Below are 14,927 nucleotides of genomic sequence, written 5' to 3' on the forward strand. Positions count from 1 at the left end.
CGAGAGGACCCGTCATGAGCTACCTCCCCATCGCCTCCACGAGGCCCGCCCCCGTGCGCGTCGGCCTCGTCGGCGCCGGCTGGATGGGTGCCTACCACGCGCGCAGCCTCGCGCTCCACATCCCGGGCGCGGCCCTCGCCGCGATCGCCGACCCCGCCCTCGAGCCGGCCTCGGCGCTCGCGGCCGAGCTCGGCGTCGCCCGCGTGACCGCCGACCCGGCGGACCTCTTCTCCGACCCGGAGATCGATGCCGTGGTGATAGCGGGGCCCGCCCGCTTCCATGCGCAGCTCTCGGTCGACGCCGCCCGCGCCGGCAAGCACGTGTTCTGCGAGAAGCCCGCGGCGCTCACCCTCGAGGAGCTCGCCGCCGTCCAGGACGCGGTCGCCGAGGCGGGGGTGCACTGGCAGATCGGCTTCAACCGCCGCTACGCCGCCGACTTCCTCGCCGCCCGCCGCGACATCGCCGCCGGCGCCGTGGGCACGCCGCAGCTGCTCCGCTCGCTCACACGGGACCCGGGCACCGGCAGCATTCCCCACGCCGCGCGCGTCCCCCAGTGGACGATCTTCCTCGAGACCCTCATCCACGACTTCGACGCGCTCAACTGGTACAACGCCGGCGCCGAGCCCCTCAGCGTCCACGTCACGGCCGACGCGCTCGTCGAGCCATCCCTCAAGGACGCGGGGTTCCTCGACACCGCGGTGGTGACCGTCCGCTACGCGAACGGCGCGATCGCCGTGGCCGAGGCCAGCTTCTCCGCGCTGTACGGCTACGACGTCCGCGGCGAGGTGTTCGGCTCTGCCGGGATGGTCCAGGCCGGGCGCCCCACCGAGACCGCGGCCCTGCGCTACGGCGCGGGCGGCCTCTCCGCCGAGACCCCGCGCCTGAACATCGAGCTCTTCGCGGACGCCTACCGCGACGAGCTCGCCGACTTCGCGGCCCACGTCGCCGCCCTCCGCGGCGGCGCCCCCGCCCCGGACCACGGCGTGCCCCTCACCCCCGGGCTCGACGATGCCCGGCGGGCGCTCGCCGTGGCCCTTGCGTGCATCGAGTCGGCCCAGACGGGGGCCGCGGCGGCGGTCCCGGGGTTCGCGCCCGGCTCACCGTCACGAACGGGGCCCGCGCACGACGCCGCCGGCTCGCCCGCCGCCTCGGCGGCACCTGCCGCCGCACCTCGCGCCGCGGGAGCCCGGGCATGAGGCTCGCCGTCTGCGCCGAGATGGTCTACACGGACCTGCCCTTCCCCGAGCGGGTGCGCCGCATCCACGAGGCCGGATTCGACGTCGAGCTCTGGGACTCGCGCACCAAGGATCTCGCAGCGCTCACGGCCACGGGAGCGCGCTTCTCGTCCATGACCGGCTACGGCGCGGGCTCGATCGTCGAGCCGGACACCGCGGACCTCGTGGTGCGAACCGCGGAGGGCCTGATCCCGGCCGCACTCGAGCTCGGCGTCGAGCGTCTCGTGGTGCACCCGGCCGAGCTCGTCGACGGGCAGGCGGCGAGGCCCCACTGGCGCTCGGACGGGACGATGTGGCTGACCGCGGCCAGGACGCTCGAGCGGCTCGGCGATCTCGGCGCGCGGCACGGGTTCACGTTCTGCCTCGAGAACCTCAACACGGTCCTCGACCACCCGGGCATCCCGCTGGCCCGTGCGAAGGACACGCTCGCGCTCGTCCGCGCAGTGGACCACCCCAACGTGCGGCTCATGCTCGACCTCTACCACGCCCAGATCGGCGAGGGGAACCTCATCGGGCTGGTGCGCGAGGCGCTGCCGTGGATCGGCGAGATCCAGATCGCGGACGTGCCGGGCCGCTGCGAGCCCGGCACCGGGGAGGTCAACTACGCGGCGGTGCACCGGGCCCTCGCCGAGGCTGGCTACGAGGGGACCGTGGGGATGGAGGCCTACGCCTCCGGGGACTCGGACGACGCGCTCAAGGCCTTCGGCTCCGCCTTCGGGCGCTGAGCCACGCACGACGGCGTGGCACACGCCCGGCCGGTCGACCCGAGCGGCGGCCGGTGGGAGACTGGGCCGCATGACCCTGCGCATCACCGGCGACGCCGACGCCGACCGCCTGCTCACCGACGACCCGCTCGCCCTGCTCATCGGGATGCTCCTGGACCAGCAGGTCCCGATGGAGACGGCCTTCGCCGGGCCGCACAAGATCGCCCAGCGCGCGGGCACCCTAGACCCCGCGGCCCTCGCGCAGATGAACCCCGACGAGTTCGCGGAGCTGTTCAAGGAGACGCCTGCCGTGCACCGCTTCCCCGGCTCGATGGCGGCCCGCGTGCAGGCGCTGTGCGGGGCGGTCGAGCAGGACTTCGGCGGGGACGCCAAGGCGATCTGGACCCAGGGCGACCCGGACGGCGCCGAGGTCCTCAAGCGGCTCAAGAAGCTGCCCGGCTTCGGGGAGCAGAAGGCGAAGATCTTCCTCGCCCTGCTCGGCAAGCAGTACGGGTACGCCGGCGCGGGCTGGCGCGAGGCGTCCGGGGCCTACGGGGAGGAGGACTCGTACCGCAGCGTCGCAGACATCGTCTCGCCTGAGTCCCTCGCGAAGGTCCGCGAGTACAAGCGCGGGCAGAAGGCAGCGGCCAAGGCGAAGGCGCAGACCTCCTAGGCCGTTCCGGAGGAGAGGGAATGCAGAACGGGTACAGCCACATCGTCATCGGAGCCGGCGCGATCGGCTCGGCGGCGGCCTACTGGCTCTCGCGCAGGCCCGGCACGCGCGTGCTCGTGGTGGAGCAGTTCGGCCTCGTCAACACGCTCAACTCCTCCCGCGACGTCTCGCGGATCATCCGCCACGCCTACCACAGCAGCGACTACACCAAGCTCACGCCGGCGATGTTCGAGGCGTGGGCCGAGGTGGAGGAGCGCTCGGGGATGACCCTCTACGTGAAGACGGGCGGCCTGGACCTCGCGACCTCGGCCGAGGCCAGCATCGCCGAGCTGGACGCCTACCGCGGCGCGCTCGCCGCCGAGGGTATCCCGTACGAGGACCTGACCGCGGCGGAGATCCGCGCGCGCTACCCGCAGTGGCACATCGACGACGACGTGACCGGCATGTACCAGGAGGCAGGGGGACTGGTCGACATCCGCGCCACGGTCGCGGCCCACACTTCGCTTGCGCTCGCCGCCGGGGTGCAGTTCCTCCCCGACACCCGCGTGACGGGGGTGGGCGTGCTGCCGGACAGCGTCACCGTCAGGACCGACGGCGGCGAGTTCCACGCGCAGAACCTGGTCGTCGCGGCCGCGTCCTGGCTCCCCGAGCTCATGCCGGACCTCGGGCTCGATTACCCGCTCACGCTCTCACAGGAGCAGGTCACCTACTTCACCTCGCCGAACCTCGGCGACTTCGCCCCCGAGAAGTTCCCCATCTGGATCTTCCACGGCGACGAGACCTTCTACGGCTTCCCGGTGTACGGAGAGCCGGGCGTCAAGCTCGCCCGGGACATGCGCGGGCGGTTCATCACCAGCAGCGAGCGGGTCTTCGAGGGCGACGACGATGAGGCCGCCATCCTGCGCAGCTTCCTCGAGCGGCACCTGCCCGGCGCGGTCGGCCCGGTCTGGGCCAACAAGACGTGCGTGTACGACATGGCCCCGGACCGCGACTTCGTCCTCGACACGCTCCCCGGCAGCCCCCACGTCGCGGTCTTCAACGGCGCCGGCCACGCGGGCAAGTTCGCGAGCCTCATCGGGAAGATCCTCGCCGAGCTCACGGTCGACGGCGCGGCCTCCCTCCCGATCGGGCCCTTCTCGCTGACGCGGCCCGCCCTGACGGATCCCGGCTTCGTGCCAGCGTTCCGGCTCACCTGATGCACCGACGATGGCGCGGACCGCTGCGGGGCCGGGTCAGCGCACGACGCCGGTCGGCGGCGCCGTGCTCGAGCGCGCCTTGAGCTCAGGGCTCAGGAGGACGACGGCGGTCGGTTCCGCGCCGCCGTCGTCCGTGCCACCCGTGCCCGAGCCCCGTGCGCCGGCGATGCGCTGGGCGAGCAGGTCCGCCGCGACGCGCCCGGCCTCGCGGCTCGCGTTGTCCACGCTCGTGAGGCCGACGGCGCGCAGCCTCGCCGCGGGCGTGTCGTCGTAGCCCGCCAGCGAGACGTCCCCGGGGACGCCCAGGCCCAGCTCCTCGGCGGCGGAGAGCGCACCGAAGGCGGCCATGTCGTTCACGGCGAAGAGCGCCGTGGGCCGCGGATCCTTCCGGAGCGCCTCGAGGGCTGCCCGGCGCCCGGCCTCCTCCGTCAGCCCGCCCGGGACGGTGGATGCCTCGATCCCGGCGCGGCGGGCCTCGTCCTCGAACCCCGCTTGGCGCGCTTCGCCCACGGGCGTCCCGGGCGCGGAGAGGTGCGCGATGCGCCGGTGGCCGAGGGCCGCGAGGTGGCGGACCACGCGGCGGGCGCCCTCGGCGTCGTCGTTCGTCACCACGGCCGCGCCCGGGACCTGGGCGAGCGGGGAGCCGACCTGGACCGCCGGAAGCCCGCCGAGCGCGGGGAGGGCGCTCTCGGCGCCGTCGAGCGTCCCCACCAGCACGAGGCCCTCCACGCGCAGTTCGAGGAAGCGCTCGGCGAGGGCCGCGCCCTCGAGCCGCCAGTCCCCGAGCAGCGGGCTCAGGCCCGCGGCGTGAAGGCCGTCTGAGAGGCCCTCGACGGCGGGCACGAACCACGGGTTGCGCAGGTCGTCGAGGATGAGGCCCACGGTGCCGCTGCGGGCTGAGCCCATCGCGCGGGCGGCGGCGTTCGGCCGGTAGCCGAGCTCCGCGGCCGCCTCGAGGACGGCGCGGCGCTTCGCCTCGCTCACGTAGCCCGTCCCGCGCAGGGCGAGGGATGCGGCCGACTTCGAGACGCCCGCGCGTGCGGCGACGTCGAGGATCGTGACGGACTTCGCCACCCCGACCTCCTTTCATGTCAGGACAAAGCTTGACCGCGCGTGCGGCCTCAGAGATACTCTAAGGGAAATGTTGGAACGTTCCCACAACACGATGGAGTGCCTCATGAAGACTGTCACGCTCGGGCTCGTCGGCGTCGGCCGGATCGGCGTCATGCATGCCCGGAACATCGCGGCAATCGCACCGCAGCTCGCCGCGCGCGGCGTCGAGCTGCGCCTCGCGCTCACCGACGTGGCCGAGGAGCACGCCCGCGGCGTTGCCGCCGAGGTCGGCGCGGAGTTCGTCCCCGGGGGCGCGGCCGGGCTCATCGCCCATGGCGTCGACGCGCTCGTCGTCGCGACCGGCACCCAGACCCACCCCGAGCTCATCCGCGCCGGCGTCGACGCCGGCCTGCCCGTGTTCTGCGAGAAGCCGGTCGCGGGCTCCGTCGCAGAGTCCCGGCCCGTGCTCGAGTACATCGCCGAGAAGGGCGGCACGGTCCAGATCGGCCACCAGCGCCGCTTCGACGCCGGCTACCTCGAGGCCAAGCGCCGCTTCGACGCGGGAGAGATCGGCTGGATCCACTCGCTGCGCGCGATGACCGGGGACATGGTCCCGCCGTCGGTGGAGTTCATCGCCACCTCGGGCGGGCTCTTCCGCGACTGCTCCGTGCACGACTTCGACATCCTGCGCTGGCTCACCGGCCGCGAGATCACCGAGGTCTACGCGAAGGGCTCCAACAACGGCGACCCGGCGATCGGCGAGGTCGGCGACGTCGACACGGCGCTCGCGGTCGTCACGTTCGACGACGGCACGGTCGGCACCGTCTCCGCGACCCGCTACAACGGTGCTGGCCACGACGTGCGGCTCGAGATCCAGGGCTCGAAGTCCTCGGTCATGGTCGGGCTCGACGACAAGACCGCGCTGCGCTCGACCGAGGCCGGGGTCGCGTTCCCCGCGGGCGAGACGCACAAGACCTTCGCCGAGCGGTTCGACGCCGCGTACCGCGCCGAGCTTGTGGCGTTCGTCGAGCTCGTGCTCGGCGAGCGGGAGAATCCCTGCACCCCGGAGGACGCGGTGGCAGCGTCCCGCGTGGCCGACGCAGCCCAGGAGTCCCTCGAGACCGGCGCCCCCGTCCAAGTGGGGGTCCCCGCCCGCGCCTGACCCGTTTCGGGTACGCCAAACTCGCGCCAGGCCCGTTTCGGGTACGCCAAGTTCGCGCCCCGCCCGTTTCGGGTACGCCAAGTTCGCGCCCCGCCCGTTTCGGGTACGCCAAGTTCGCGCCCCGCCCGTTTCGGGTACGCCAAGTTCGCGGCAGGGCGGGTTCCGGCCACGCCGTCGCGTACCCGGAGGCCGCTCGGGCGCGATCATCTGTACCCGAAACGGAGTCCCGCTACGCTGGCCCCATGGACCCCGCCCCAGCGCTCAACCCGATGCCGCGCACTCTGGAGGTCGAGTCGCTTGAGCAGTTCGACGCGCTCGTCGAGGCGGGGGCCACCGAGATGACCGGTTGGCATGTCCAGTCAGTCGACCTCACGGAGCGCTCCGGCGTGCTGAAGGCGCTCAACCCGGCGGCGGCGATGTTCCTCGGCTGCGCCCTGCAGCCCGGCATGGAGCAGTCGCTGCGGGCAAGGGGCGCGCTGGTCTTTCCGATACTCCCCGGTGTGCCGTTCAACCCCTACCGCCCGACCCTCTACACCGGTCCCGAGCTCTACGAGGGGGTCCTCGCCCGCCCCTACGAGGAGACCCCGGACGCCCGGATCTACGCCTGGACCAAGCGCCAGGGCCGAGCCGGCGTCGAGTCCGCCCTGTCCGCGGCCCTCCACGACCACCACATCGGCGACGCCCTCCTCGACACGCTCGAGGAGCTCGGCGCGGGGAGGCGCGTGGTCGGCGTCATGGGCGCCCACGCGGCGGCGCGGGGGAGCCACACGTACGACGACGCCGCGCGGCTCGGGCGCGCGATCGCCGCGGCGGGGCACGTGGTCGCCACGGGCGGCGGTCCCGGGGCGATGGAGGCGGCGAACCTCGGGGCGTACCTCGCGGCCGTGCCCGACCGCGAGTTCGCCGCGGCGCTCCGGGAGATCGCCGTCGTCCCCTCGTTCCGCCCGTCCGTGAGCGCGTGGGCGCGCGTGGCCCTCGCGGTGCTCGGGCGCTTCCCGGGCGGGACGCCGAGCCTCGGCATCCCAACCTGGTTCTACGGGCACGAGCCGCCGAACATGTTCGCCACCCACATCGCCAAGTACTTCGCGAACTCGGTGCGCGAGGCGGTGCTGCTCGAGAAGTGCACCGGGGGCGTCGTGTTCCTCCCCGGCGCGGCCGGCACCGTCCAAGAGGTGTTCCAGGACGCGTGCGAGAACTACTACGGCACTCCCGAGACGATCACGCCCATGGTCCTCGTCGGGGTGCGCCACTGGACCGAGGAGCTGCCCGCGTGGCCCCTGCTGGCGCGCCTTGCCGAGGGGCGGGGCATGGCCGGGCGCGTGCATCTCGTCGACTCGGTCGAGGAGGCGGTCGCGGTCCTCGGCTGACCCCGCAACGGACCGGACGGGACCCCGCAACGGACCGGACGGGACCCCGCAACGGACCGGACTGGACCCCGCAACCAGTGCGGTTGTGGGGTCCCGTCCCGGTGGTTGCGGGGTCGTGTCCCGCTGGTCGGGTTGTCAGTCGAGGTCCCGCCGGGTCCCCTCCGGGGTGGCGCGGACCGCGACGAACGCGACGAGCAGGATCCCGATCCAGAATGCCGCGACGGGCCAGAGCGCTCCGCCGGCGGCGAGGGTCAGGCCGGTGATGATCATCGGGGTGAAGCCGGCGCCCAGCATCGACGCGGTGTGGTACGCGAGCGATGCGCCGGTGTAGCGGTGCCGGGTCGGGAACTGCTCCGCGACGTACGCCGCGATCGGGCCGTAGAGGACGCCCTGCACGAGGCCGTTGCCGATGAAGATCGCGAGCCCGAAGCCCCAGAGCGTGCCGTTGGTCATGAGCAGGACCGTCGGGTACGCCGCGACGATGCCGAGCAGGGCGCCGAAGGCGAGCACGCGGCGTCGTCCGAACCGGTCGGAGAGGCGCGCCGAGACGAAGCACATCACGAGGGTCAGGACCGCCGCGCCCGCCTTGATGTTGAGCACGCCGTTCTTGTCCGCACCGGACTCGACGGCGACCGAGACGCCCCACACCGTGGTCATGGCCTGGCAGACGTAGAAGGCGGTGGTCGCGGCCAGGCCGAGCAGGACGGCGCGCTTCGAGTGGCGCAGGACGTCGACGATCGGCACCCTGCGCTTCTCGCTCGCGGCCTCGAGGCGCTGGAAGGCCGGGGTCTCGGAGACCTTGAGGCGGATCACGAGGCCGACAGCGATCAGGAGCGCCGAGAGCAGGAACGGCACCCGCCAGCCCCACACGAGGAACTGGCTGCCCGAGATCGCGGCGAAGAACGAGAGCGCCAGCGTGCCGAGGATCGCGCCCGCGGGGCCGCCGGCGTTGGCGAAGGAGGCCGCGAAGCCGCGGTGCTTCTGCGGAGCGTGCTCGATCGCCATGAGCGCGGCGCCGCCCCACTCGCCGCCCACCGCGACGCCCTGGACGAGGCGCAGCAGCACGAGCGCAATGGGGGCGACCATCCCGACCTGGGCCGTCGGGGGGAGCAGGCCGATCGCGATCGTGCCGGCGCCCATGATCACCATGGACAGCACGAGCATCTTCTTGCGGCCCACGAGATCGCCGAAATGGCCGAAGATGAGCCCGCCGAGGGGCCGGGCCACGTATCCGACGGCGAGGGTCACGAACGAGGCGAACAGGGCGAAGCCGGGGCCGAGGTTCGCGAAGAACACCTTGTCGAACACGAGGGAGGCCGCGGTCGCGTAGAGCATGAAGTCGTAGTACTCGATGGCGCTGCCGGCGAAGGACGAGGCCAGGATGCGGCGCATGTCCTTCGTGTTGAGCGTCTCGGTCGACCCGGTCTGCTGCCCACGGGTGGTTTCGGTTGCCATGGTGCTCTCGGTGGTGGCGGTGCTTTCAGTGGTCACGGTGGTCCTCTTCCAATGATGGACTCAGGTGGGTCGGCCGTCAGCGCTGGCGGCCGAAGGGGATGACGTCGAGGTCGTTGGGCAGCACGAAGCTGCCGGTGAAGTGCTCGGCGGCCTCGGCCCAGACGGCCTGGGGCGCGTGGCCGGGCACGAGGTGGTGCAGGGCGAGCGTGGCCGCGCCCGCGGCGTCGGCGGCCTTGGCTGCCTCGCGGACGCTCGTGTGCGACTTGTAGTGGTGGTCGCGCCCGGCGCGGGAGGCTTCGTCGGTCTTGTCCCCGTAGAGGGACTCGACCCAGTCGAAGTCGATGGCCTCATGCAGGAGCAGGTCGGTGCCCTGCGCGAGGGTGATGAGGTTCTGCGTGTAGCAGGTGTCGCCGGAGATGGTCACCGAGCCCTCGGCGGTGTCGAAGCGGAACGCGAACGCCGGCGCGACGGGCGGGTGCTCGACCAGGATCGCCGTGACGGTGACGAGTTCGTCGCGGTAGACCTCGAACGGGTCCATCTCGGGGGTCTGGTTGTCGTTCGGGTGGTAGCCGATCCCGGCTGGAATCTCGATGTCCTCGGCGCTGAACACGTCCAGCGGGCTCGGCTTGAGCGAGTCGAGGATGCGGTCGTTGAGGTCCGTGGCGTGCGCGGCCATGAGGGTCTCGAACATCTCCCGGGTGCCCGGCGTCGGGCTCTGCGGCGCGAGGGGCTCGGGACGCACGACGGCGCGCGGGGACACCGGGGGCAGCTCGCCGCGGTTGCCGGGGCCGAGGATGCGCACAGGGTCCTTCCCGGCCCGGTCCTGGAGGGCGTAGAGGCCGAAGATGCCGAGGCCCGCGAGGTCGTAGACGTGGTCGGAGTGCAGGTGCGTGATGAACAGGGCCCGGAGGTCCTTCAGGTCCAGGCCCGCCTGTGCGATCCGGCGGCCCGCTCCCTGGCCCACGTCCACGAGGTAGAAGGACTCGCCGACCACGACGGCGGTCGCGATCCCGGTGCGCTCGCCCGAGTCGGCGGCGGCCCACCACCGGGGGCCGCCGGCGGTGCCGAGGGTGACGATGTGCGGGGCGAGTGGCGCTGCCATGGGGATTCCTGTTCTTCCGGTCCTGCGGGTCTGGGATCCAGTGTGTCCTCGGCCACTCCATTTGTATAATCAATCATTCCGGTCAGAGGCATAAGGAGAGTTGATGTCTGACTTCACGCTGCGGCAGCTCGAGTACTTCGTCGCAGTCCTCGACACGGGCTCCGTCACCGAGGCCGCGCAGGTCTGCCGGATCTCACAGGCCGCCGCCTCCATGGCCGTCGCGCAGCTCGAACGGTCGCTCGGCGTCGACCTCCTGGTGCGGGCGCGCTCCAAGAAGGTAGTTCCGACGCCCGCCGGCGTCGAGCTCGGGGCGCGGGCCCGCCGGATCCTCTCCGAGGCGGCCGACATCCCGGACGCGATCAGGACCGGCTTCGAGGAGCTCCGCGGCCGGGTCCGGCTCGGGTGCATGATCGCGATCGGGCCAAGGCTCATGCCCCGCCTCCTCGCCGAGGTCGGAGAGCGCTGGCCGGAGATCAGCGTCGAGTTCCGCGAGGGTGCGGCCGAGGAGCTCCAGCGCGCCGTCGCCGACGGTGAGCTCGACGCGGCGTTCGTCTACTCGCTCCAGGCGATCGGCGGCGTCGACCTCGTGGCGGTGGCGGAGTCCCGTCCGCAGATCATGCTGCACGAGTCCCACCCGCTTGCCGGCCGGGAGTCGCTCGCGTTCGCCGACCTCGCCGGCGAGGACGCGGTCCTGTTCGACGTTCCTCCCAGCGCGGAGCGGGTCCTGGCCATGTTCCGCTCCGCCGGGGTCGAGCCGCGGGTCCGGTGGAGGAGCGTCGTCGCCGAGAACATCCGGGGCATCGTCGCCCGGGGCCTGGCCTACTCGGTGGTGAATGTCTGGGAGGGGATGGGGGAGCTGTTCGCATCGTCGGGCGTGGTCCTGGTGCCGGTTTCGGACCCGACGCCGCACAACGCCGTGGTGGCAGCCGTCCCGCCGGGGCTGAGCAGGCCCCGGCGGGTCGATGCCGTCATCGCCGCGGCGCGCGAGATCGCGAGCGCGTGAGCGGGACCGGCCAAGCCCCCGCCGCCCCCGCCGCCCCTCAGCCGATCGGCGCCCCCGCGGGCTCCTGCTCCGCGACGGCCCGGGCCGGACGCGCGGTGCGCCCCGAGATCCGTCGTTCCAGGTACCGGGCGAAGTGCGAGATGAGAATGTTGGTGACGATGTAGACGGCGGCGATGACGAGGAAGGTCTGGATGAGGTGGCTCGTGTACGCCGTGAGGTTGTTGGCCGTCTTCATCAGCTCCGGGTAGCTGACCGCATAGCCGAGGGTCGTGTCCTTCAGGAGCACGACGAGCTGCGCGACCATCGAGGGCACCACGATGCGCACGGCCTGCGGCAGGACCACGTACCGGGTGGCCTGGGAGGGCTGGAGGCCGATGCTGAGGGCGGCCTCGACCTGCCCGGCGGGAAGGGCGAGGATGCCGGCCCGGAAGATCTCCGCCATCACCGCCGAGCTGCACAGTGTGATGGGAATGACGAGCTTCCAGAAGATGTCCGGGTTGATCCCGTAGGACGGCAGTCCGCTCACGAAGACGTAGACGACGAGCAGGAGCGGGACCGAACGGAAGAACTCGATGTAGGCGACCGCGGGCAGCCGAAGCCACGCGCGGTGCGAGGTGCGCGCCAACGCCATGAGCAGCGCCGTGGGGATGGCGAAGACCGCGGAGGCCCCGGCCGCGAGGGCGGTGTTGCCCAGGCCCGCCAGCAGGAACTGGAGGTAGGGCCACTGCGTGAACTCCGCCCAGCGGTCGGCGGCGAGCTGCCCTGCCTGGCCGAAGCGCAGGACGATCAGGATGGCGACGGCCGCGATCGCCAGGAGGCTGAGGGCTGTCACCGCCCGGATCGTGCGCCGCGCGCGCGGTCCTGCCGCGTCGAAGATGTGCTCCTGGGTGCTCACCGCTGGACCCTCCACCGCTTCTCGAGCCGCGCGCCGAGGCCACCGGCGAGGAGCGAGATGATGACGTAGGCGAAGGCGACGACGACGTACGCCGTGAGACCCAGAGCCGCCTGGTTGTTGATCTCGGACACCTGGAGCGTGAGGTCCTTGACGCCGATGACCCCCGCGAGCGAGGAGCTCAGGAGGATCCCGATGAAGACGTTCACGAGCGGCTGGACCACGCTCCGGTAGGCCTGCGGGAACAGGACGTGCCGGAGCACCCCCGAGAAGTCCAGCCCGATCGAGCGGGCCGCCTCGATCTGCCCGACCGAGACCGCGTTGATTCCCGTGCGGATGGCCTCGCACGTGAACGCGCCGCCCAGCAGCGTCATGGACAGGGCGGCGCACGTGAAGAGGTCGAACGTCACCCCGATGTCAGGCAGCCCGAACGTCACGACGACCAGGAGGCTGATCAGCGGGATGTTGACGAACAGCTCGACGTAGACCCTGCCCACGGCGCGGAGCGGCACGATCGGGCTGATCCGGAAGGCAGCCGCGACCGTGCCGACCACGAGCGAGCCCAGGAAGCTGACCGCCGTGAGCCTGAGGGTCATCCACAGGCCGTCGAGCAGCTCCGGCAGGTAGGTGCTGAACAGCTCCTCCATGGGTCAGGAGGCGATGGCGGGCGGCGCGGGCGGCTCCGTCTTGACCACCTGGCCGACGGTCGCCTTCCAGAGGGCGGCCCAGGATCCGTCGCCCTCCATGACCTTCAGCCAGGCGTTGACGAAGGCGAGCGCATCGCTGCCCTTGTGCAGCCCGATCCCGTACGGATCCGACGAGCCGAACGGCTCCCCGACGATCTTGACGTCCTTGTTCTTCGCGACGTTCGACAGCAGGATCGACTGGTCGATCACGTACGCATCGACACGGCCCTGCTGCACCGCCGCGAGGCACTTCGGGTTGTCGTCGAAGGTCTGCACGTTCGCCTTGGGTGCGTACTTCTGCAGGAGTGCGACGCCGGTGCTCGCCGCCTGGGTCGCGACGTTCTTGCCCGCGAGGTCGTCGACGGAGTTGATGTCGTTGTTGGTGGACTTGACCAGGATCGCCGACTTCGACTCGTAGTACGGCCCCGCGAAGTCGACCTTCTGCTGGCGGGCGGGGGTGATCGAGTAGGTCGCCACGATCAGGTCGACGGACTGGTTCTGCAGGAGCGTCTCCCGGGTGTCGACCGTGACCTGGCTGAGGTTCTCCTTCGGCTGCCCGGTGATGTACTTCGCCAGGAGCTGGGAGATGCCCGCGTCGAAGCCCGCGACCTTCCCCGTGGTCGGGTCCCTGAGCGAGAAGAGCGACGACGTGTCGGTGCCGCCGCGGTTGATCGTCCCGCGGTCCTTGATGGCCTTGGCCCAGGAGTTGCCGTCCACGAGCGAGGCATCCGCGACCGCCCCCTTCGAGAGGACGGCATCGAAGGCCGCGAGGTCGATCGCCGAGCCGGAGGAGGACGCCCCCGCGCTCGCGGAACCCGACGACGCCGGAAGCGTGGGGGAGCTGGAACAGGCGGCCAGCGCTCCGGCACTCACTGCGCCGAGGCCGATTCCCAGAAGTCCCCTTCTGCTGAGGCTGCGCCGAGCATTCTCGATCTGGTCCATGGCAGTTCCTCCCGTTTCCCCTGATTCCTCAGTACGGGCGCCTGACCGTGGCTCTCGGGCCCCACCAGGTGCCGCAGGGTCAGTCTAGGCACGCGGTGCGCCAGTACTGCAGACCCCGCGCGGGAGTGGCTCGGCGCCGTCCGGCCGCAGGGGCCGCGGGACGTGCCGGGATGCCGGCCTCCGCCCAGCTAGCCGACCGTGGCCCCGAAGACCCAGCCGAGAACGTACGTCACTCCGGCCGCGCCGAAGCCGATGCCCAGCTGGCGCAGGGCCCGCGTGAGCGGCGAGGCGCCGGCGAGCAGGCCGACCACTGCCCCGGTGGCGAGGAGTGCGAGGCCCACGAGGACTCCGGCCAGGACCAGCGCCGGAACCCCGGTCATGCCGAAGAGGAACGGGATGATCGGCACAATCGCGCCCGAGGCGAAGAAGCAGAAGCTCGAGAGCGCCGCGCCCCACGCGGAGCCGATGGCCTCGTGCTCGTCCTCGGCCTCCTCCTTCTCCGGGTGGAGCGACAGGCTCGGGTCGCAGTCGCACGCGAAGTGGCCGAGCCGCTCGGCCGCGCGGTGCTCGGCGGCCTGCTGGCTCATGCCGCGCGCCTTGTAGACGAGCACGAGCTCGTTCTGGGTGAGGTCCAGGTCCGGGGCGGCGGTCAGGGTGATCTGGGTGGGGCGCGACGCCGAGAGCAGCTCGCGCTGCGAGCGGACGGAGATGAACTCCCCGGCGCCCATGGACAGCGCGCCGGCAAGCAGCCCTGCGACGCCGGAGAGCAGCACGACGTGGCTCGCGACGCCCGAGGCGGCCATGCCTGCCACGAGGGACAGGTTGCTCACGAGGCCGTCGTTGGCCCCGAACACCGCTGCGCGGAACGTCCCGGAGAGGCGGGTGCGGCCGCGGATCGCGAGGCCTCGCACGACCTCCTCGTGGATGCGCTCGTCCGCCGCCATCGCGGGGGTGGCGAATGGGTCGTCCGCGTACGGGGAGCGGCTCTCGGCCCGCTGGGCGAGCGCGAGGACGAAGACGCTGCCGAAGTGCCGGGCGAGGAACCCGAGGAGCTGGCTGCGCAGCGAGGGCGCCACGGGACGGCCGGCCTTCTCGCCCAGCAGGGTCCTCCAGTGGGCCTCATGGCGTCCCTCGGCCTCGGCCAGGCCGAGCAGGATGTCGCGCTCCTCGCCCTCGCGGCGCGACGCGAGCGCCCGGTAGATGGCTGCCTCGGCCCTCTCGTCGGCGAGGTACTGGCGCCAGCGCCGGACGTCGGACGAGGAGGGGTCCGGGCGGGATCCGGGCGCGGTGGGGGAGGTCTTCTGCATGGCGTCTCCTGGGCTTCACGGGCGAACTGCGGGCGCCTTTGCCTCCAGCACTGTAGTCCTTTTGGCCGCCGATTTTCGGCCGGTATACCGCTGCTCCTGAGTTAGGCGGGCCGCAATCTCGCCCTCCTCGGGCACGGGTGCCTAGAAGGC

At 72.1% G+C, this 14,927-nt stretch carries 14 protein-coding genes; 7 read left to right on the top strand and 7 right to left on the bottom strand.

Going from position 1 to position 14,927, the window contains the following annotated elements:
• Nucleotides 1-14: 14 nt before the first annotated feature.
• The 4 genes from CGQ25_RS03240 to solA all read left to right on the top strand — a co-directional run bounded on the left by CGQ25_RS03240 (nucleotide 15) and on the right by solA (nucleotide 3,808).
• A complete protein-coding gene (locus CGQ25_RS03240) occupies nucleotides 15-1,196 on the top strand; it encodes a Gfo/Idh/MocA family oxidoreductase (RefSeq protein ID WP_208711787.1) in 1,182 nt (393 codons plus the stop codon).
• Nucleotides 1,193-1,960: a TIM barrel protein gene (locus CGQ25_RS03245; protein ID WP_208711788.1), complete on the top strand. Its 768-nt coding sequence runs from the start codon at nucleotides 1,193-1,195 to the stop codon at nucleotides 1,958-1,960. Before CGQ25_RS03240 ends, CGQ25_RS03245 begins: the two co-directional genes overlap by 4 nt.
• Nucleotides 1,961-2,030: 70 nt before the next feature.
• Entirely contained in the window at nucleotides 2,031-2,612 is a 582-nt protein-coding gene (locus CGQ25_RS03250; RefSeq protein WP_208711789.1) for an HhH-GPD-type base excision DNA repair protein, read from the top strand.
• 20 nt (nucleotides 2,613-2,632) lie between these two features.
• Nucleotides 2,633-3,808 carry an N-methyl-L-tryptophan oxidase gene (gene solA, locus CGQ25_RS03255; protein ID WP_208711790.1) on the top strand — a complete coding sequence of 392 codons (1,176 nt, stop codon included), beginning with the start codon at nucleotides 2,633-2,635 and terminating at the stop codon, nucleotides 3,806-3,808.
• Nucleotides 3,809-3,844: 36 nt separating this feature from the next.
• Here solA and CGQ25_RS03260 read toward each other — a convergent pair whose 3' ends face one another.
• Nucleotides 3,845-4,882: a LacI family DNA-binding transcriptional regulator gene (locus CGQ25_RS03260; protein WP_208711791.1), complete on the bottom strand. Its 1,038-nt coding sequence runs from the start codon at nucleotides 4,880-4,882 to the stop codon at nucleotides 3,845-3,847.
• Nucleotides 4,883-4,985: 103 nt separating this feature from the next.
• Here CGQ25_RS03260 and CGQ25_RS03265 point away from each other — a divergent pair, with 103 nt between their 5' ends.
• Together CGQ25_RS03265 and CGQ25_RS03270 are read left to right on the top strand one after the other, a co-directional pair.
• Complete coding sequence (locus CGQ25_RS03265; protein ID WP_208711792.1) at nucleotides 4,986-6,023, top strand: Gfo/Idh/MocA family oxidoreductase; 1,038 nt, start codon at nucleotides 4,986-4,988, stop codon at nucleotides 6,021-6,023.
• A 242-nt stretch (nucleotides 6,024-6,265) separates the two neighbouring features.
• A complete protein-coding gene (locus tag CGQ25_RS03270; protein ID WP_208711793.1) occupies nucleotides 6,266-7,390 on the top strand; it encodes an LOG family protein in 1,125 nt (374 codons plus the stop codon).
• A 135-nt stretch (nucleotides 7,391-7,525) separates the two neighbouring features.
• On the opposite strand, the gene CGQ25_RS03275 is transcribed toward CGQ25_RS03270, so the two are convergent.
• Nucleotides 7,526-8,881: an MFS transporter gene (locus CGQ25_RS03275; RefSeq protein ID WP_255405541.1), complete on the bottom strand. Its 1,356-nt coding sequence runs from the start codon at nucleotides 8,879-8,881 to the stop codon at nucleotides 7,526-7,528.
• Between the two features lie 40 nt (nucleotides 8,882-8,921).
• A complete protein-coding gene (locus CGQ25_RS03280) occupies nucleotides 8,922-9,947 on the bottom strand; it encodes an MBL fold metallo-hydrolase (RefSeq protein ID WP_208711794.1) in 1,026 nt (341 codons plus the stop codon).
• A gap of 103 nt (nucleotides 9,948-10,050) precedes the next feature.
• On the opposite strand from CGQ25_RS03280, the gene CGQ25_RS03285 reads away from it, so the two are divergent.
• Complete coding sequence (locus tag CGQ25_RS03285) at nucleotides 10,051-10,950, top strand: LysR family transcriptional regulator (RefSeq protein WP_208711795.1); 900 nt, start codon at nucleotides 10,051-10,053, stop codon at nucleotides 10,948-10,950.
• A gap of 37 nt (nucleotides 10,951-10,987) precedes the next feature.
• Here CGQ25_RS03285 and CGQ25_RS03290 read toward each other — a convergent pair whose 3' ends face one another.
• The 4 genes from CGQ25_RS03290 to CGQ25_RS03305 all read right to left on the bottom strand — a co-directional run bounded on the left by CGQ25_RS03290 (nucleotide 10,988) and on the right by CGQ25_RS03305 (nucleotide 14,777).
• The gene (locus tag CGQ25_RS03290) at nucleotides 10,988-11,845 is read right to left on the bottom strand and encodes an amino acid ABC transporter permease (protein ID WP_222703688.1); all 858 of its coding nucleotides are present in this window, start codon (nucleotides 11,843-11,845) and stop codon (nucleotides 10,988-10,990) included.
• The gene (locus CGQ25_RS03295; protein ID WP_208711796.1) at nucleotides 11,842-12,489 is read right to left on the bottom strand and encodes an amino acid ABC transporter permease; all 648 of its coding nucleotides are present in this window, start codon (nucleotides 12,487-12,489) and stop codon (nucleotides 11,842-11,844) included. The genes CGQ25_RS03290 and CGQ25_RS03295 overlap by 4 nt, the downstream gene beginning before the upstream one ends.
• A 3-nt stretch (nucleotides 12,490-12,492) precedes the next feature.
• Nucleotides 12,493-13,470, bottom strand: a complete 978-nt coding sequence (locus tag CGQ25_RS03300) for a glutamate ABC transporter substrate-binding protein (protein WP_208711797.1) — start codon at nucleotides 13,468-13,470, stop codon at nucleotides 12,493-12,495.
• A gap of 188 nt (nucleotides 13,471-13,658) precedes the next feature.
• Nucleotides 13,659-14,777 (bottom strand): VIT1/CCC1 transporter family protein, encoded by a 1,119-nt coding sequence (locus CGQ25_RS03305; RefSeq protein ID WP_208711798.1) that lies wholly within the window; start codon nucleotides 14,775-14,777, stop codon nucleotides 13,659-13,661.
• Between the last annotated feature and the right edge of the window lie 150 nt (nucleotides 14,778-14,927).

The organism is Sinomonas sp. R1AF57 (assembly GCF_002224485.1).
GTDB lineage: Bacteria > Actinomycetota > Actinomycetes > Actinomycetales > Micrococcaceae > Sinomonas > Sinomonas flava.